This is a genomic window from Pseudomonas sp. KCJK9000, assembly GCF_046230725.1.
In the GTDB taxonomy this organism is placed as follows: domain Bacteria; phylum Pseudomonadota; class Gammaproteobacteria; order Pseudomonadales; family Pseudomonadaceae; genus Aquipseudomonas; species Aquipseudomonas promysalinigenes.
In genome coordinates, this window is the sequence record NZ_JBJJLN010000017.1 from 45145 (window position 1) to 62753 (window position 17609).

Consider the following 17609-nt stretch of genomic DNA (forward strand, 5'->3'; position numbering starts at 1 on the left):
AATGGAGCGTGGGCGAACCGCGTTCAAGAGAGGGCCAATGACTGATATCGATGTGCGCTTGCGTGAAGATGTCCATGTGTTGGGGGAGTTGCTAGGCGACACCATTCGCCAGCAGCACGGTGAGGCGTTCCTGCAAAAGATCGAGGATATCCGCCACAGTGCCAAGGCCGACCGCCGAGGGCCGGGCGAGCAGTTGAGCTCGACCTTGGCCGACCTTGCCGAAGAGGACCTGCTGCCGGTTGCGCGGGCCTTCAACCAGTTTCTCAACCTGGCCAACATGGCCGAGCAGTACCAACTGATCCGTCGCCGCGATGCCGGCCAGCCTGAGCCCTTCGAAGCGCGGGTACTGCCCGAACTGCTGGCGCGTCTCAAGCAGGCCGGGCACAAGGATGACGCACTGGCCCGGCAGTTGGCCAAACTCGATATCCAACTGGTACTCACCGCACACCCCACCGAAGTTGCCCGACGCACGCTGATCCAGAAATACGACGCCATTGCCGCCCAACTGGCGGCGCAGGACCATCGCGACCTGACGCCGGCCGAGCGCCAGCAGGTGCGTGAGCGCCTGCGCCGGCTGATTGCCGAGGCCTGGCACACCGAAGAGATCCGCCGTACGCGGCCAACCCCAGTGGACGAGGCCAAATGGGGCTTCGCAGTCATTGAGCATTCGCTCTGGCAGGCCATTCCCAATCACTTGCGCAAGGTCGACAAAGCGCTGTTCGAGGCCACCGGCCTGCACCTGCCGCTGGAGGCGGCACCCATTCGTTTCGCCTCCTGGATGGGCGGTGACCGCGATGGCAACCCCAATGTCACCGCCGCCGTCACCCGGGAAGTGTTGTTGCTGGCGCGCTGGATGGCCGCAGACCTGTTCCTGCGCGACGTCGACGCGCTGGCGGCGGAGCTGTCCATGCAGCAGGCAAGCCCCGCCTTGCAAGCTCGGGTGGGTGAAAGCGCCGAGCCATACCGGGCGGTGCTCAAGCAATTACGCGATCGCCTGCGCGCGACCCGAGCCTGGGCCCACACTGCGCTCAGCAGCAGCCAGCCGCCCAGCGCCGACGTGCTGGTGGACAATCGCGACCTGATTGCACCCCTTGAGCTGTGCTATCAGTCACTGCATGCATGCGGCATGGGCGTGATCGCCGATGGCCCGCTGCTCGACAGCCTGCGCCGGGCGGTGACCTTCGGCCTGTTCCTTGGTCGTCTGGATGTGCGCCAAGATGCAGCCCGGCACCGTGACGCGATGGCCGAAATTACCGATTACCTGGGTTTAGGCAGTTACGCCGAGTGGGACGAAGAGCGTCGTATCGAATTCCTGCAAGCCGAACTGAAAAACCGCAGGCCACTGCTGCCAGCGCATTTCAAGCCCCAGGCCGAAACCGCCGAAGTCCTTGCCACTTGCCGTGAAATCGCGGCTGCGCCAGATGCTTCTTTGGGCTCCTACGTCATTTCCATGGCCGGCGCGGCCTCCGATGTGCTGGTTGTGCAATTACTGCTCAAAGAAGCTGGCCTGACGCGGCCGATGCGTGTGGTGCCTCTGTTCGAGACCTTGGCCGACCTGGATAACGCCGGCCCTGTGATGCAGCGCCTGCTCGGTCTGCCGGGCTATCGCACTAGCCTTCGCGGGCCGCAGGAAGTGATGATCGGCTACTCCGACTCTGCCAAGGATGCAGGCACCACGGCGGCCGCCTGGGCCCAGTACCGCGCCCAGGAAAACCTGGTGCGTATCTGCCGCGAGCATCAGGTCGAGTTGCTGCTGTTCCACGGCCGCGGGGGCACTGTCGGCCGTGGCGGCGGCCCGGCCCATGCCGCGATTCTGTCGCAGCCACCTGGCTCGGTCGCAGGGCGCTTCCGTACCACCGAGCAGGGTGAGATGATCCGTTTCAAGTTCGGTTTGCCGGGTATTGCCGAGCAGAACCTGAACCTGTACCTGGCTGCCGTGCTCGAAGCTACCCTGTTGCCGCCCCCGCCGCCTGAGCCGGCCTGGCGGGCGCTGATGGATCAACTGGCAGCCGATGGCGTGAAGGCCTATCGCGGCGTGGTGCGTGAGCACCCTGACTTTGTCGAGTACTTCCGCCAGTCTACCCCCGAACAGGAATTGGGCCGCCTGCCATTGGGCAGTCGCCCGGCCAAACGCCGCGCCGGTGGCATCGAAAGCCTGCGGGCGATACCGTGGATCTTCGGTTGGACTCAAACGCGGCTGATGCTGCCGGCCTGGCTTGGGTGGGAGACTGCGCTTGGCAATGCCTTGGCCCGCGGCCAAGGCGAGCTGCTGGGGCAAATGCGTGAGCGCTGGCCATTTTTCCGCACCCGTATCGACATGCTGGAGATGGTGCTGGCCAAGGCCGACGCGGAAATTGCCAAGGCCTACGACGAACGTCTAGTGCAACCGCAACTGCTGCCTTTAGGTGCGCATCTGCGCGACCTATTGTCGCAGTCCTGCCAGGTGGTATTGGGGCTTACCGGGCAGTCGGTGCTACTGGCCCACAGCCCAGAGACCCTGGAATTCATCCGTCTGCGCAATACCTATCTGGACCCACTGCACCGCCTTCAGGCCGAGTTGCTGGCCCGCTCGCGTAGCCGTGAAGCCGCTCTGGATAGCCCATTGGAGCAGGCCTTGCTGGTGACTGTCGCCGGCATTGCCGCCGGGCTGCGCAATACCGGTTGAGGCCCGTTGGCCACAACGGTGCACCCGAGCACTTCATGGGCCAACACAGTGCAGAAAAGGTGGTTGCGCCTGGCGCAACCACCCGTCCACAGGCCCTCGAATGACGCGTCGTTGCAACTTTCGGGCGCTTGTCTGGCTGCCGGGCGCTGTGTATCTTGAGCAGCCTTCTGACCGATTTATAGGTCATACCCGATTTTCCGGACTTGGCCCTGGTCGCCGAATCCACTGAAATTCATAAAAAAATTTGAGGAGCACGAGATGCGTGTAATTCTGCTGGGAGCTCCCGGGGCCGGTAAAGGTACTCAGGCAAAGTTCATCACCGAAAAGTTCGGTATTCCACAGATCTCCACTGGTGACATGCTGCGTGCCGCTGTCAAGGCTGGTACCCCACTGGGCCTGGAGCTGAAGAAAGTCATGGATGCCGGCCAACTGGTGTCCGATGAGCTGATCATCAGCCTGGTCAAGGAGCGCATCGCCCAGCCGGATTGCGCCAACGGCTGCCTGTTCGACGGCTTCCCACGTACCATTCCGCAGGCCGAAGCCATGGTCGCTGCAGGTGTCGACATCGACGCAGTGGTCGAAATCGCCGTGGACGACGAAGAAATCGTTGGCCGTATGGCTGGCCGCCGTGTGCACCTGGCTTCGGGCCGCACCTACCACATTCAGTACAACCCGCCGAAAGTGGAAGGCAAGGACGACGTCACCGGCGAAGACCTGATCCAGCGCGACGACGACAAAGAAGAAACCGTACGCCATCGCCTGTCTGTCTACCATAGCCAGACCAAGCCGCTGGTGGACTTCTACCAGAAGCTTTCGGCCGCCAACGATGGCAAACCGAAGTACAGCCACATCGAAGGCGTCGGTTCGGTCGAAGCGATCACTGCCAAGGTGCTGGCAGCGCTGAGCTGATCCGCTACCTTGCGTCACAACGGCCCGCTTGCGGGCCGTTGTCGTTTATACTGCCGGCCTTTCCCTTAGCACCTGGATACCCGTTCGATGACCACCCTGTTGGCCCTGGATACCGCTACCGAAGCCTGTTCCGTCGCATTGCTGCATGACGGCGAGGTAACCAGCCATTATGAGGTGATCCCACGTATGCACGCGCAGAAGCTGCTGCCGATGATCAAGCAGCTGCTGGCCGATTCTGGCGTGGCCCTCAGTGCCCTGGATGCCATTGCCTTCGGCCGAGGTCCGGGCGCATTCACTGGGGTGCGCATCGCGATCGGCGTGGTCCAGGGCCTGGCGTTCGCACTGGAGCGCCCGGTGGTGCCGGTGTCGAACCTGGCCGCTTTGGCCCAGGGCGCTTTGCGCGAGCACGGTGTGCAGCAGGTAGCCGCTGCCATTGATGCGCGGATGGATGAAGTCTATTGGGGCTGTTACCAGGCCCATGCCGGCGAAATGTGTCTGCAAGGCAGCGAGGCCGTCTTGCCACCCGAACGCGTGGCCTTGCCTGCCGGCAGTGGCGGCGACTGGTTCGGCGCAGGTACTGGCTGGTGCTATGCCGAGCGCCTGGCGGTCAGCGCCAGTTCCAGTGACCCAGCTGCGCTGCCCAATGCGCTGGACATCCTGAGCCTGGCCCGCTTTGCCTGGGCACGGGGCGAAGCAGTGGCTGCCGAGCAGGCGCACCCTGTCTACCTGCGCGACAATGTGGCGACCCCAAAGGCGCGCTGACGGCTATTCGTCGGTTATCGCTGCTGACGATAAACCTTCAGCGCAAACTGTGGTCCAGTTATCAATCGAGCATTAGCGACGGGGCTCGGTTGATGCTAAATTGCCACCACTGGTCCTGAGTGCTCATCTCATGCGTATCGACGGTTTCTCCTCACAGTCCTACCCGGTCAAGCGCACGCCGCGTAAGGCCGTGGTGCGCGATGAGAGCGTCGAAGATGCCGATCTGGTCGAAGAAAACGAAGTGCCCATGGAGGCTACTACTCGCCGCCGCTCGGCTGGCGTGCCAGCTCGCCAGCAGGACATGGTGTTCCCACGAGCTCGGGATCGCCGCACGGCCACCGCATTGGCCAGCTACTTGAGCACTGCCGGTTTTACCGACTGGGACATGGAAGTGATAGGGCTCGACCTGTACATTTGACGGATGAATCCGTCCCCTCTGCCTTATTTCCTGGGTTGTCCGTCCTGGAGCGAAAGCGCCTGGCGCGACTACCTGTACCCAGCCGACGCCAGCACCAACGAGATGTTGGGCTACTACAGCCAGGTATTCAACGCAGTCGAAGGCAATACCACCTTCTACGCCCGCCCAGCGCAGCGCACCATTGCGCGCTGGGCGCAGGTCATGCCTGCACACTTTCGCATCACCGCCAAGTTCCCCCGAGACATCAGCCATGAGGGTGACCTGCGTGATCAGCTTGAATCGGCCTTTGATTTCACCCGTTTGCTGGCGCCGCTGGGGCAGCGAGTAGCGCCGTACTGGTTGCAGCTGTCGGCCAGGTTCGGCCCCGCACGGCTAGGCGAGCTCGGCCAGTTTCTGGACCAGGTCGGCGTACCGGTGGCGGTGGAGGTGCGCAACCACGCCTTCTTTGCCAAGGGCGAGGAAGAGCGGTCGCTCAACCGTCTGCTGCACGAGCGGGGTGTCGAGCGCATTTGCCTGGATTCTCGCGCGCTGTTCAGTTGTCTATCGCGCGACCCTGCCGTCCTGCATGCGCAGTCGAAAAAGCCCAAGGTCCCTGCGCGCCCCGCCGCCTTCACCCAGCACCCGCAGGTGCGCTTTATCGGGCATCCGCAATTGGCCGCCAATGAGGGGTTTCTCACCCCGTGGGTCGACAAGGTCGCCGGCTGGATCGAGCAAGGGCGGAGCCCCTATGTCTTTCTCCATACCTCGGATAATCGCCTGGCCGCCGCGCTTGCTCAGCGCTTTCACCAGCGCTTGATGGCTCGCTTGCCGGGGCTTGCGCCTTTGCCTGAATTGCCGCGCGCACCTGAGGTCGAACAACTGGGGCTACTCTGACCCTTACCTGCCGCCCCGGAGATTGCGACCATGGATGTACAGACCTTGCGAGCCGAAGCGTTCAAGGCATTGCACGAGCGCGACGGCGCATTCGTCATTGCCAACCCCTGGGATGCCGGTTCCGCCAAGTTGCTGGCCAGTCTTGGCTTCGAAGCTTTGGCCACCACGAGTGCAGGCCTGGCGTTCAGCCTCGGGCGAGCGGATGCCGAAGGTGCGTTGTGCCTGGATGAAACCTTGGACAACGCTGGCCTGATCGTCGATGCCACACCGTTGCCGGTGGCTGCCGACCTGGAAAATGGCTTCGGCGACCAACCCGAGGACTGCGCCCACGCCATTGTGCGCGCTGCCGAGACAGGGTTGGTCGGCGGCTCGATCGAAGATGCCAGCGGCCGCGCCGAAGCGCCTATCTACGATTTCGAACTGGCCGTAGCGCGGGTTCGGGCCGCCGCGCAGGCCGCGCGCAGCCTGCCATTTCCGTTCACCTTGTGTGCCCGTGCTGAAAACCTGCTGCACGGGCGCATGGACTTGGACGACACCATCAAGCGCTTGCAAGCCTTCGCCGAGGCGGGTGCTGACGTGCTTTATGCACCGGGGTTGCGCAGTGTCGATGAAGTGCGTGCTGTGGTTCAGGCGGTAGCGCCCAAGCCTGTCAATGTACTGATGGGGTTGGCCGGTGTGCCGCTTTGCGTCAACCAGTTGCAGGACCTGGGCGTGCGCCGCATCAGCGTGGGCTCTTCGCTGGCCCGTGCAGCGCTGGGCGCCTTCCACCGTGCGGCATTGGAAATACGCGACCAGGGCACCTTCAATTACGCTGAGCAGGCGCTGCCGTTCGCACAGCTCAACGCTCTGTTCCACCGCTGAGCCATGCGCGTTTTCATGCTGCTGTGTAGCCTGCTGGTGCTAACGGCGGGCTTCGCCTGGCAGCTTGGCTGGCGCCTTCCCGATGCCTGGAACCCGTGGGCACCACTGGATGTGCGCCAACCACCCAACTGGTTGACCCACTACAAGCTGTCGCGCTTGCGCGGCGACCCAGCCCTGTGCCGCCAGACCCTAGAGACCTCCGGCCTTCGCTACCGAGCGCAGGCCGACAGCCCGGCTTCGGCCAACTGCCCGCTTGAGAACGTGTGGCGCATCGAGCAAGGGCAAGCCAGGCTGAGCAGCAGTTTTCTCGCCAGTTGCCCGCTGGCTGTGGCCTATGCCTTGTTCGAGCGCCACGGCCTGCAGGTGGCGGCGGAGCAGGTTTTCGGCCAGCCTGTGGTTCAGGTGGATCATTTGGGCAGCTTTGCCTGCCGCAATATCTATAACCGCAAGCAAGGGCGCCTGAGCGAGCACGCTACGGCCAACGCCCTGGATATCAGCGGCTTTCGTCTGCAAGGTGGCCAGCGCATCGTGTTGGCTCAGGATTGGCAGGCGGGAGGGCAGAAAGGCGACTTTCTGAGGCGAGTGCATCGGGCGGCGTGCGACAGTTTCAGTACGGTCCTGGGGCCGGACTACAACGCTGCTCATCACAACCACTTTCATCTGGACATGGGGCGCTGGCAGGTCTGCCGCTGACCTCAGGCGTGTACGCGAACGTTGTTCAACACCACCGGGCGCGCCCAATGCATGTCGAACTCCAATTCATTCTGCTGCTTGGCCAGGGTCGCCTCGTCAAACGGCTCTGGCGCGGGGTCGAGCAGGTCCCTTTCCAATTCAGCGATTGGCAGGTGTAGCGGGCGCGGTGAGGGGGCCGGGCCTGGTTCTGCCGGCGGGTGGCCTTGGCTCATGACGATAGGGCGCAGCCAGTTGTTGCTGATGTCGAGTTGGCGTTGTTGCTGAATCATCTCGGCCACAGTGAATGGCTCTGGCGCCGGTTCCAGCAAGTTGGCCTCAAGCTCGGCCTTGGGCAGAAACAGCGGCTCGGGCGGTGCAACGACGGTTTCCTGTACGGGGCAGGCACATTGGGTTTGGATCAGGGCCAACGCCTTGGCTGCGCCGATCGGTTCCCCAGTCTGCTTGTCGCACTGCTCCATGGCCTGGATGACGCTGTCCGGCTCCAGCGCTTGCTGGTCGGCCATGGCGCGGGCAAAGAAATCCTGCCACAGGTGGCTAACGCCGCCCAGTGCCTGGGTATTCTGCCGACCGTAGTTGCCGACAGGCGACAAGTAGGTCAAACCGATGGGAAGTGTATCTGTCATGGCAGTCGCGCGCGTTGTGCTCTGGCAGAATAGCGGGATATTGCCTGTATCGGCCGGGGCCGGTGATACATGAAGGGCTTGTTTACATTTTTCGAGTGCAGGTTGAAATGCAAGAGCAGGAGCAGGGCACAGGACTTAGGGTTGAGGCGCTGGCGCCGCAGTACGCTGCCCAGGCGGCCAGTTGGGCCGCGCGCCTGGGTTTGCCGCTGGAGGACGAGCGTGCCGAATTCGCCGTACAGGTGGGCGCTGAGGGCTTGCAGATCCAGCAATTAGGGCCGCAGGCGCCAGGGCCGGTGCGGGTCGACTTCGTCGGGGGGCAAGCGGCGCATCGGCGGCTGTTCGGCGGTGGCAACGGGCAGATGATCGCCAAGGCCGTTGGTATTGCCCAAGGTGTGCGGCCGCAGGTGCTGGACGCTACCGCAGGCCTTGGCAAGGACGCATTCGTGCTGGCCAGCCTGGGCTGCCAGATGACCCTGATCGAGCGCCAGCCATTGATCGCAGCGCTGCTTGAAGACGGCCTGGCGCGGGCCCGGGGCGATGAACAGGTCGGCGCCATCGTGGCCCGCATGCGTCTGTTGACCGGCAATGCCATCGAGCAGATGCGCGCCTGGGAAGGGGAGGCGCCGCAGGTGATCTACCTTGACCCGATGTTCCCGCACCGTGACAAGAGCGCCTTGGTGAAAAAGGAGATGCGAGTCTTCCGACCGCTGGTGGGTGATGACCTGGATGCCCCGGCCCTGCTCGAGGCAGCCTTGGCGCTGGCCAGCCACCGAGTAGTGGTCAAGCGCCCGCGCAAAGCACCGATCATCGAAGGGCCCAAGCCGAGCCATAGCCTGGAAGGCAAGTCGAGTCGGTATGACATCTATCCGAAAAAAGCGTTGAAGGCGTGACCGCCTGAACCGGCCTATGCGCGGCTGAAGTCGCAGCTACACGAGCCCTGTAGCAACGTCAGCCGCCAAAGGCCGGTTCAGCATGACTCAGGCTTCGAAAGCCCGGATGAACAACCCGACCACCTCACGTACATGGGCCTCGGCCTCGTCGCCCTCCAGCGGCCCCGCACATCCCAGCAGCAAACGATAATCCGGCGCGCCTTTGATAAGGCAGAAAAAGTGCTCGGCGGCCTGTAACGGGTTAGCGATGCGCAGCAAGCCGCGTTCGTCGATCTCGCGCAGCAGCGCCTCCATACCTGCTAGCACCCGTTTGGGCCCCGCCTCGTAGAAAAACTGACCGAAGGCTGGGTCCTGGCTGCCCAGCGCGATGATCAGGCGGCTGAGCTTGACTGCTTCGTCGCTGCAGATCAGCGCTTGGAAATTGCGCCCGATATTGAGCAGCACCTCCTGCACAGGGGCGCCGGCGGGGTATTCGAATATCAGGTCGGGCAACTGGTTCTGGCAGGTCGCCATGACCGCCGAGCCAAACAGCGTCTGCTTGTCGGTGAAGTGGCTGTAGACCGTGAGTTTTGAAACACCTGCCGCCGCAGCGACCGCATCCATGCTGGTGTTGGCATAGCCAAGGCTGAGGAACAGGGCCTTGGCAGCTTCGAGGATGGCCTCGCGCTTGGCCAGGTCCTTGGGCCTGCCCGGGCCGTTGAGTGCGTCGTTGGACATTGGGATCCGCATCTGGTTGAAGGGGCGACCATCTTACCGGCTCAGACGTCTTGCGGCTGTAGCTCGTGACCGTCGTTAAGGTCGATTTTCTTTCCGACGTCGGCTTCCCGGCCTCGGTTCCCTGATTTAATATACTCGCCAGTATAAATATTCCAATACGTACCCGCGAAAGGATTTCCCATGTTGCGCCAAGTCCTGTCACTTGCTCTGCCCGCAGCTGCCGCGCTGATGCTCGCGGCGTGCGGCCAGGAAGCCGCCGCGCCTGCTGCACCACGCCCGGCGCTGGTGGTCCAGCCGCACGCTGCCGCCGCCGTTGCCGACAGTTATCCTGGCGAAGTGCGCGCGCGGCTGGAGCCGGCGCTGGCTTTTCGCATTGGCGGCAAAGTCAGCAAGCGCTTGGTGGAGGAGGGGCAGCGGGTCAAGGCCGATCAGCCTTTGGCTGAGCTCGACCCACAGGATGTGCGCCTGCAACTTGAGGCCAGCCGTGCTCAACTGGCAGCGGCTCAGGCCAACCTGTCGCTGGTACGTACCGAGCGTGACCGCTACCTGAAGCTGCGGGATCGGCAGATGGTCAGCCATTCCCAGTATGACAACGCGGAAAACCTTTATCGCGCCGGCCTTGCCCGCCTCAAGCAAGCCAAGGCCGAATACGACGTGGCCGGCAACCAGGCTCAATACGCGGTCTTGCGTGCACCGCAGGCGGGCGTGATCGCCCAGCGTCAGGTTGAAGTGGGGCAGGTGGTCGCTGCCGGGCAAACGGTATTCACCCTTGCCGCTGACGGTGAGCGCGAAGTGGCCATTGCGCTGCCGGAACAACAGTTTGCAGGTTTTGCCGTAGGCCAGCCCGTCAGCGTGGAACTGTGGTCGCGCCCTGGTGAGCGGTTCCCAGGGCGTATTCGCGAGCTTTCGCCCTCAGCCGACCCGCGTTCGCGCACCTTCGCTGCACGCATCGCTTTCTCGTCCGCCAAGGTGCCTGCCGAGCTCGGGCAGAGCGCGAGGGTGTTCGTTGCCCATGAAGGCGTGACAGCGCTCGCAGTGCCGCTCTCGGCCGTCACCGCGCAAAACGGCCAGGCCTACGTATGGCGGGTCAACCAGGACAGCCGCCTGGAGCGCGCGGTGGTGCGCCTGGGTGCTTATGGCAGCGACAGCGTGCCGGTGCTCGAAGGCCTCGGCCCCAATGACTGGGTGGTCGCCGCAGGGGGCCATGTACTGCGCGAGGGCCAGGAAATACGCCCCGTGGACCGAACCAATCGCCTAGTGAACCTGACGGCCAAGGAGTAAGTCCCGATGGGTTTCAATCTATCTGCCTGGGCGCTGCGTAATCGCCAGATCGTCCTTTTCCTGATGATTCTGCTGGCTGCCGTCGGCGCCGTCTCCTACACAAAACTTGGGCAAAGCGAAGATCCGCCATTCACTTTCAAAGCCATGGTCATTCGTACCCTCTGGCCGGGTGCTACGGCAGAGGAAGTATCGCGCCAGGTTACCGAGCGTATCGAAAAGAAGTTGATGGAGACGGGCGAGTACGAAAGGATCGTCTCGTTCTCGCGGCCCGGTGAGTCCCAAGTCACCTTCATGGCCCGCGACTCGCTGCACTCCAAGGATATCCCCGAGTTGTGGTACCAGATTCGCAAGAAGGTTTCGGATATCCGCCATACCTTGCCACCGGAGGTCCAGGGGCCATTCTTCAATGACGAGTTCGGTACCACCTTCGGCAATATCTACGCCCTGACGGGCGCGGGTTTCGACTACGCGGTGCTCAAGGACTACGCCGAGCGGGTGCAGATCCAGCTGCAGCGGGTCAAGGATGTAGGCAAGGTCGAGCTGGTCGGCTTGCAGGACGAGAAGGTCTGGATCGAGCTGTCCAACCTCAAGCTGGCGACCCTGGGTGTGCCCCTGGAGGCGGTCCAGCAGGCGTTGCGCGAGCAGAACGCGGTGAGCACTGCAGGGTTTTTCGAAACCCCCAGTGAACGCCTGCAGCTGCGTGTGAGCGGGCGCTTCGACAGTGTTGACCAGATACGTCAGTTCCCTGTGCGGGTGGGTGATCGCACCTTTCGTATAGGCGATGTGGCTGACGTGCACCGCGGCTTCAACGACCCGCCAGCCCCACGCATGCGCTTCATGGGCGAGGACGCCATTGGTCTGGCGGTGTCGATGAAAGATGGCGGCGATATTCTGGTGCTGGGCCAAGCGCTGGAGGGCGAGTTCGAGCGCCTGGCGCGCAACCTGCCAGCGGGCATGGAACTGCGCAAAGTGTCGGACCAGCCCGCCGCGGTCAAGGCCGGGGTCGGCGAATTCGTCCAGGTGCTGGTCGAGGCCCTGGTGATCGTGCTGTTGGTGAGCTTCTTCTCCCTCGGCCTGCGTACCGGCCTGGTGGTGGCCCTGGCGATTCCCCTGGTGTTGGCCATGACCTTCGCCGCCATGCACTATTTTGGCATCGGCTTGCACAAGATCTCGCTCGGTGCGCTGGTGTTGGCGCTGGGCCTGCTGGTGGACGATGCGATCATTGCTGTGGAAATGATGGCGATCAAGATGGAGCAGGGCTTCGATCGCCTCAAGGCAGCCAGCTATGCCTGGACAAGCACGGCTTTCCCTATGCTCACCGGTACCTTGATCACCGCAGCGGGCTTTTTGCCGATCGCCACGGCGGCTTCCAGTACCGGCGAATACACCCGGTCGATCTTCCAGGTCGTGACCATCGCACTGCTAACCTCATGGGTAGCTGCGGTGCTCTTCGTACCTTACCTGGGCGAACGGCTACTGCCAGACTTGGCCAAGCTGCACGCTGCGCGCCATGACAAGCACGGGCATGCTCCCGACCCCTATGCCACGCCGTTCTATCAACGGGTTCGGCGGGTGGTGGAGTGGTGCGTGCGGCGGCGCAAGACGGTGATCGTGCTGACCATCGCCGCCTTCGTCGGCAGCATCTTGCTGTTTCGCTTCGTGCCTCAGCAGTTCTTCCCGGCCTCAGGGCGACCTGAACTGTTAGTGGATTTGAAGCTTGCCGAAGGTGCCTCGCTGGCCAATACCGCCGAGCGGGTCAAGCAACTCGAAGCGTTGCTCAAGCAACAGAACGGCATCGAAAACTACGTGGCTTATGTAGGTTCAGGCTCGCCACGCTTCTATCTGCCGCTGGACCAGCAACTGCCGGCCGCCAGCTTCGCCCAGTTCGTCGTGCTGGCCAGCTCGCTCGAAGAACGCGAGCGCTTGCGCAGTTGGTTGATCGGCACTGTCGAGCAGCAGTTCCCTGACGTGCGCGCCCGTGTCACACGTCTTGAAAACGGCCCACCGGTGGGCTACCCGGTGCAGTTCCGGGTGACCGGGGAACATATCGAGCAGGCCCGTGCCTTGGCCCGCGAAGTGGCGGAAAAGGTCCGCCAGAACCCGCATCTGGTCAATGTACACCTGGACTGGGAAGAACCGAGCAAGGCAGTGTTCCTGAAGATCGACCAGGACCGCGCTCGCGCCCTGGGCGTGAGCACGGCCCAGGTGTCCAGCTTCTTGCAGAGTTCGCTGACCGGCACCACCGTCAGCCAGTACCGTGAGGACAATGAGCTGATCGAAATCCTCTTGCGCGGCACTGCCCGGGAGCGCGGCGACCTGGGTAACCTCGCCAGCCTGGCCTTGCCAACCAGCAATGGCCAGAGCGTGGCGCTGTCTCAGGTCGCGACGTTGGAGTACGGCTTCGAGGAAGGCATCATCTGGCACCGCAACCGCTTGCCGGCGGTGACCGTGCGCGCCGATATCTATGACAACCAGCAGCCTGCCACCCTGGTCAAGCAGATACTGCCGACCCTGCAGTCAATCAGGGCCAAGCTGCCCGATGGCTACCTGCTGGAAGTCGGAGGTACGGTCGAGGACGCCGAACGCGGGCAGAAATCGGTGAACGCCGGCATGCCCCTGTTCATCGTGGTGGTGCTGAGCCTGCTCATGGTCCAGTTGCGCAGCTTCTCGCGCACGGTGATGGTGTTCCTTACCGCACCGCTGGGGCTGATTGGCGTCACTGTGTTCCTGCTGGTGTTCCGCCAACCGTTCGGCTTCGTCGCCATGCTCGGCACCATTGCCCTGGCGGGGATGATCATGCGCAACTCGGTGATTCTGGTCGACCAGATCGAGCAGGATATCGCCTCGGGGCTGGACCGTTGGCAGGCGATCATCGAGGCTACGGTGCGGCGCTTCCGGCCGATCGTGCTGACGGCGCTGGCGGCAGTGCTGGCGATGATCCCGTTGTCACGCAGTGTGTTCTACGGGCCGATGGCGGTGGCGATAATGGGTGGGTTGATCGTCGCCACGGCGTTGACCCTGTTATTCCTGCCGGCATTGTATGCGGCGTGGTTCAGGGTCAAGAAGGGCTGAAGTGCACGGGGGGCACATAGCCCCCCTGGGTTGTCACAGGGCGCCGAATACTTTCTTGGCAAGGCTTGTAGCGGCCTGGGCTGGGTTCTGGCGGATACTCTGTTCCTGTTTGGCAATCATCTCGAACAGCCCGTCCAGGGCCTTTTCGGTCACGTAGTTCTCGATGTTGGCGTCATTTTTGATCAGCCCCAGGCCTTTGGCCTGGCCGGCGAAGGCATTGTACTGCTGAGCCACGCCGACCTTGTCGGTGGCCTGCTTGACGATCGGCAGGAACTTGGCACGAATCTGTTCGCGGCTGCTCTTGTTCAGGTACTGGGTGGCTGAGTCCTCGCCGCCGCTGAGGATGCCCTTGGCGTCGGTGACGCTCATTTTCTTCACGGCATCCACCAAAATGGCCTGGGCCTGCGGCACGGCGGCCTCGGCAGCCTTGTTCATGCCGGCTTCAAGGGCTTCGACCTGGTCGCCTTTACCGAACATCTTCATGGCTTTGGCGGCCTTGCCAAGGTTGCCCGGCAGTTCGATGCGTACATCGGGGTTGTTGCTGAAGCCGCCTGGCGTGCTCAGTTGCTTGACGGCAATCTGCGCACCTTGGGTGAGCGCGTCTTTCAGGCCGCCGGTGGCATCGGACTGGCTGAGGTCGCCGAGCGACAGCGCCAGGGCGCTGGCCGACAACAACAAGCCGGCGCATAGGGTAGTCAAGCGCAAGGAGGCGCGAATCATGGGTATTTCCTTATCGATGAAAGGAGAATGCTCAACGCACCGGGTCGACTTTGACACGAACCGGCTGCTGGTCACTGCCGTCGAGCGCGACGCTGTGTTGTTGGGTGTTGATGAACAGCAGTTGACCGTCCAGCTCGATCCGCGCGCTGAGCGCATAGCGGTGCCCAGGCTTGACTTGGTCCGCATCGTAAGTGAGGTGGAAGGGCAGCGGTACGTTGCCTTTGACCGGGCCGGCCTGGCGGGCCAGGGTCACGGCAGGTGCGTCCATCAGCGAGACATCCTGCAGTGTAACGCTCAAGGTGGCAGCCGGTGGCAGGGCGATGCGCTGTAGGTAGAAGACTTCACCGTCGAGGCTTGCCTGGTTGGAAGGTGTTGGGCTGGAACAGGCTGCGAGCAGGGATGCACAGCACAGCATAAAGAGTTTTTTCATGGAATCTCCGGTGTCCTTGGCGCTGGCTTGTGGCCAACGCCAAGGACTTTAACGGATTTTCCGCGCAGGCGGGGGCTTCAGATGGCAGCCCTGGTCAATGCATCATCGCCGTGCAGTGCAACCTGCCGAATCGACAGGCGCAGTTCTGCCGACAACACGCGCTTGGCCACCCCTTCGGCCAGCTCGCCCAGTTTGTCGTGGTACCCCAGCTTGCCAGTGCTGTCAGGGCGCAGCACGCGCTGCTCGATCAAGGTCTGGATGAAGTGCCGGAACAGGGTCTTGTCGAAGAACTCCGGGGCGTTGAGGCCATGCAGAATCGACAGGCGCTGGGCCATCATCACGCACAGGTCTTCCAGTGCCTCGGCGCTCAGGGTGTTCTGGCCACTGTTGAGCAACAGCGAGGTCGCCATGTAGAAACGCTGCAAGGTCTGGGTGATGCTGCGCGCTAGCAACGTCAGCAGCACGAATTGGCGAGAACTCGGGGCCGGGCGCATGAACAGGTCTTTGTCCTGGCGCAGCAGGCCCTGATCGACCAGTGCTGCCAGCCACTGGTCGATCACTTCGTCCAGTTGCTCAGGCGGCCAGCGCAGGAACAGCTCGGCTTGCAGGTACGGGTACAGCGCACGCACATATTGCCCAAGCAGCGCGCGGCTCATGCGCGAGCTACTGAGGAAGAAGCTCGCCAGCAGTGCGGGCAGGGCGAAGATGTGCAGGACGTTGTTGCGGTAGTAGGTCATCAGTACCGCGTTGGCTTCATCCAGATAGAGGATGCGCCCCATGGCGTCCTTCTGTTCGGCCAGCAGGTCCATGCCACGCACGTGCTCGATCAATGCCTGGCCGTCACCTTCAGGTAGTGTGGTGTGCTCGGAATAGGGCACCTGGCGCAGCAGCGCCAGGTACAGGTCCAGTACCCGCACCAGGGCACGTTCGTCCAGCGCCAGGCGGCTGGTGGACAGCAAAGCCAGAGCGACCAGGTTGACCGGGTTGACTGCTGCCGCCCCGTTGAGGTGGCGAGCCACGGTTTCGCCCAGGCGGGTGGTGGTTTCGTTCAACCAGGCCGGGCGGAACTGCGGGCCCAGGTCTTGCTCCCGCCAGCCGGGTTGCTGCTGGTCGAGGAAGGCAGCCAGGCGGATCGGCTCGCCGAAGTTGACCGACACCTGGCCAAAACGCTGCTTCAGCGCACCGATGACCTTGAAGATGTCGAAGATCGACTCTTTCTTCTTGCTCGCCCCACGCAGTTCGCCCAAGTAGGTGCGGCCTTCCAGTACCCGCTCGTAGCCGATGTAGACCGGCACGAACACGATAGGCGTGCGCGATGAGCGCAGAAAGCTGCGCAGGGTGATCGCCAGCATCCCGGTGCGTGGCTGCAGCATGCGCCCAGTGCGCGAGCGCCCGCCTTCGACGAAGTACTCGACCGGAAAGCCCTTGGTGAACAGGGTGTGCAGGTACTCGTTGAACACCGCGGTGTACAGCGGGTTGCCCTTGAACGTACGACGCATGAAGAAGGCACCGCCACGGCGCAGCAGGCCGCCGATCACCGGCATGTTGAGGTTGATGCCGGCGGCGATGTGCGGGGGTGTCAGGCCATTGCGGAACAACAGGTAAGACAGCAGCAGGTAGTCGATGTGGCTGCGGTGGCAGGGCACGTAGATCACTTCATGGCCGGGGGCGATACCCTGCACCTGTTCGATGTGGTTGACCTTGATGCCGTCGTAGATCTTGTGCCAGAACCAGCTGAGCACAACTTCAAGAAAGCGGATGGCAGTGTAGGTGTAGTCCGAGGCGATTTCGTTGCCGTAGCGCAGCGCCAGAGCCTCGGCCTTGGCCAGTGGCAGGTTCTCGCGCTGAGCCTCTTCGGCAATTGCCTGGCGCACCAGGGGCGCATGCACCAGGCCCTTGACCAGGTTGCGCCGGTGCGAGATGTCAGGGCCGATGACGGCGCTCTTGAGGTTGCGAAAATGCACGCGCATCACGCGCTGGGCCATGCGCACGGTGCGCTCGTGCCCCTTGTTGTGCTGCACCAGCTCGCGCAGGTGGATCGGTGCCGAGAACTGGACGCGGGTCTTGCGTCCAAGAATCAGTACCGTCAGCAGCCGGCGCAGGCGCCCGGTCACTGCCCAGCTGTCGGCGAACAGCAATTTCCACGGGCTGTTTTCACTGGCAGGGGTCTGGCCCCAGAACACGCTCACCGGGATGATCTGCGCATCTTCCTCGGCATGTTGGCTGATGGCTGCCACCAGGCGCTCCAGGGTCGGCGGGGCACCACGCTTGTCTTGGCGGCCAAGCCAGTCTGGGTCTGGCGTTAGGTAGAAGAAGGCGGCAGGCTCATGCAGCGGGCCGACGGCGACAGGCAGCACCGGGCGCGGCAGCCCTGCTTTGGTGCATTCCCGGTCGACCACCACCAGATCAGTGAGCGACGGTGACGGCAGCGCGTAGAACACCGGGCGGCTGCGGTCCAGTTGCAGGGTGAGGGAGGACTGGTTGATGGTCTCGGAGCGCACCCACAGGTACATCAGGCGACGCAGAGCGCCGAAAATCAGACGGCGCAACGGGGAACGGGTCATGGGTGAGTGCCCTGGGCATGAATTTCTGAGAATAGACAGCCAGTTAGTCTGCCGTATCGGCGTAAGTTCAGCAAAATTCGGTAAATAGCACGACAGTCATGAAATTTTTTTGTGCCGTGTCATATACTCGG

At 63.0% G+C, this 17609-nt stretch carries 15 protein-coding genes; 10 read left to right on the plus strand and 5 right to left on the minus strand.

The window, feature by feature from the left end:
- Positions 1-37: 37 nt before the first annotated feature.
- From ppc to ACK59H_RS10250, 7 genes are all read left to right on the plus strand, one after another.
- Positions 38-2665 (plus strand): phosphoenolpyruvate carboxylase, encoded by a 2628-nt coding sequence (gene ppc, locus ACK59H_RS10220; protein ID WP_060478377.1) that lies wholly within the window; start codon positions 38-40, stop codon positions 2663-2665.
- Positions 2666-2923: 258 nt separating this feature from the next.
- Positions 2924-3574 carry an adenylate kinase gene (gene adk, locus ACK59H_RS10225; RefSeq protein ID WP_060478376.1) on the plus strand — a complete coding sequence of 217 codons (651 nt, stop codon included), beginning with the start codon at positions 2924-2926 and terminating at the stop codon, positions 3572-3574.
- A gap of 87 nt (positions 3575-3661) precedes the next feature.
- Positions 3662-4336 carry a tRNA (adenosine(37)-N6)-threonylcarbamoyltransferase complex dimerization subunit type 1 TsaB gene (gene tsaB / locus ACK59H_RS10230; RefSeq protein WP_060478375.1) on the plus strand — a complete coding sequence of 225 codons (675 nt, stop codon included), beginning with the start codon at positions 3662-3664 and terminating at the stop codon, positions 4334-4336.
- Positions 4337-4466: 130 nt separating this feature from the next.
- Complete coding sequence (locus tag ACK59H_RS10235; protein ID WP_060478374.1) at positions 4467-4754, plus strand: hypothetical protein; 288 nt, start codon at positions 4467-4469, stop codon at positions 4752-4754.
- A gap of 3 nt (positions 4755-4757) precedes the next feature.
- Positions 4758-5627, plus strand: a complete 870-nt coding sequence (locus ACK59H_RS10240; protein WP_060478373.1) for a DUF72 domain-containing protein — start codon at positions 4758-4760, stop codon at positions 5625-5627.
- Positions 5628-5657: 30 nt separating this feature from the next.
- Complete coding sequence (locus tag ACK59H_RS10245; protein WP_060478372.1) at positions 5658-6488, plus strand: isocitrate lyase/phosphoenolpyruvate mutase family protein; 831 nt, start codon at positions 5658-5660, stop codon at positions 6486-6488.
- A gap of 15 nt (positions 6489-6503) precedes the next feature.
- A complete protein-coding gene (locus tag ACK59H_RS10250; protein ID WP_409264426.1) occupies positions 6504-7181 on the plus strand; it encodes an extensin family protein in 678 nt (225 codons plus the stop codon).
- A gap of 2 nt (positions 7182-7183) precedes the next feature.
- On the opposite strand, the gene ACK59H_RS10255 is transcribed toward ACK59H_RS10250, so the two are convergent.
- Complete coding sequence (locus tag ACK59H_RS10255) at positions 7184-7804, minus strand: energy transducer TonB (protein ID WP_409264427.1); 621 nt, start codon at positions 7802-7804, stop codon at positions 7184-7186.
- Between the two features lie 107 nt (positions 7805-7911).
- Between ACK59H_RS10255 and ACK59H_RS10260 the strand changes: the two genes are divergently transcribed.
- Complete coding sequence (locus tag ACK59H_RS10260; RefSeq protein WP_060478369.1) at positions 7912-8694, plus strand: class I SAM-dependent methyltransferase; 783 nt, start codon at positions 7912-7914, stop codon at positions 8692-8694.
- 87 nt (positions 8695-8781) lie between these two features.
- Here ACK59H_RS10260 and ACK59H_RS10265 read toward each other — a convergent pair whose 3' ends face one another.
- Entirely contained in the window at positions 8782-9423 is a 642-nt protein-coding gene (locus ACK59H_RS10265; protein WP_409264428.1) for a TetR/AcrR family transcriptional regulator, read from the minus strand.
- A gap of 168 nt (positions 9424-9591) precedes the next feature.
- Between ACK59H_RS10265 and ACK59H_RS10270 the strand changes: the two genes are divergently transcribed.
- A complete protein-coding gene (locus ACK59H_RS10270; RefSeq protein WP_060478367.1) occupies positions 9592-10692 on the plus strand; it encodes an efflux RND transporter periplasmic adaptor subunit in 1101 nt (366 codons plus the stop codon).
- Between the two features lie 6 nt (positions 10693-10698).
- The gene (locus ACK59H_RS10275; RefSeq protein WP_060478366.1) at positions 10699-13764 is read left to right on the plus strand and encodes an efflux RND transporter permease subunit; all 3066 of its coding nucleotides are present in this window, start codon (positions 10699-10701) and stop codon (positions 13762-13764) included.
- 33 nt (positions 13765-13797) lie between these two features.
- Here ACK59H_RS10275 and ACK59H_RS10280 read toward each other — a convergent pair whose 3' ends face one another.
- The 3 genes from ACK59H_RS10280 to plsB all read right to left on the minus strand — a co-directional run bounded on the left by ACK59H_RS10280 (position 13798) and on the right by plsB (position 17478).
- Positions 13798-14484 carry a DUF4197 domain-containing protein gene (locus tag ACK59H_RS10280; protein ID WP_060478365.1) on the minus strand — a complete coding sequence of 229 codons (687 nt, stop codon included), beginning with the start codon at positions 14482-14484 and terminating at the stop codon, positions 13798-13800.
- Positions 14485-14515: 31 nt separating this feature from the next.
- Positions 14516-14914 (minus strand): YbaY family lipoprotein, encoded by a 399-nt coding sequence (locus ACK59H_RS10285; protein WP_060478364.1) that lies wholly within the window; start codon positions 14912-14914, stop codon positions 14516-14518.
- Between the two features lie 77 nt (positions 14915-14991).
- Positions 14992-17478, minus strand: a complete 2487-nt coding sequence (gene plsB, locus ACK59H_RS10290) for a glycerol-3-phosphate 1-O-acyltransferase PlsB (RefSeq protein ID WP_409264429.1) — start codon at positions 17476-17478, stop codon at positions 14992-14994.
- Between the last annotated feature and the right edge of the window lie 131 nt (positions 17479-17609).

Coding starts and splice junctions, on each gene's coding strand:
- adk (WP_060478376.1), top strand. CDS start 2,924: ATGCGTGTAATTCTGCTGGGAGCTCCCGGGGCCGGTAAAGGTACTCAG.
- ACK59H_RS10260 (WP_060478369.1), top strand. CDS start 7,912: ATGCAAGAGCAGGAGCAGGGCACAGGACTTAGGGTTGAGGCGCTGGCG.
- ACK59H_RS10240 (WP_060478373.1), top strand. CDS start 4,758: ATGAATCCGTCCCCTCTGCCTTATTTCCTGGGTTGTCCGTCCTGGAGC.
- ACK59H_RS10280 (WP_060478365.1), bottom strand. CDS start 14,484: ATGATTCGCGCCTCCTTGCGCTTGACTACCCTATGCGCCGGCTTGTTG.
- ACK59H_RS10255 (WP_409264427.1), bottom strand. CDS start 7,804: ATGACAGATACACTTCCCATCGGTTTGACCTACTTGTCGCCTGTCGGC.
- plsB (WP_409264429.1), bottom strand. CDS start 17,478: ATGACCCGTTCCCCGTTGCGCCGTCTGATTTTCGGCGCTCTGCGTCGC.
- ppc (WP_060478377.1), top strand. CDS start 38: ATGACTGATATCGATGTGCGCTTGCGTGAAGATGTCCATGTGTTGGGG.
- ACK59H_RS10265 (WP_409264428.1), bottom strand. CDS start 9,423: ATGCGGATCCCAATGTCCAACGACGCACTCAACGGCCCGGGCAGGCCC.
- ACK59H_RS10245 (WP_060478372.1), top strand. CDS start 5,658: ATGGATGTACAGACCTTGCGAGCCGAAGCGTTCAAGGCATTGCACGAG.
- ACK59H_RS10235 (WP_060478374.1), top strand. CDS start 4,467: ATGCGTATCGACGGTTTCTCCTCACAGTCCTACCCGGTCAAGCGCACG.
- ACK59H_RS10275 (WP_060478366.1), top strand. CDS start 10,699: ATGGGTTTCAATCTATCTGCCTGGGCGCTGCGTAATCGCCAGATCGTC.
- ACK59H_RS10270 (WP_060478367.1), top strand. CDS start 9,592: ATGTTGCGCCAAGTCCTGTCACTTGCTCTGCCCGCAGCTGCCGCGCTG.
- tsaB (WP_060478375.1), top strand. CDS start 3,662: ATGACCACCCTGTTGGCCCTGGATACCGCTACCGAAGCCTGTTCCGTC.
- ACK59H_RS10250 (WP_409264426.1), top strand. CDS start 6,504: ATGCTGCTGTGTAGCCTGCTGGTGCTAACGGCGGGCTTCGCCTGGCAG.
- ACK59H_RS10285 (WP_060478364.1), bottom strand. CDS start 14,914: ATGAAAAAACTCTTTATGCTGTGCTGTGCATCCCTGCTCGCAGCCTGT.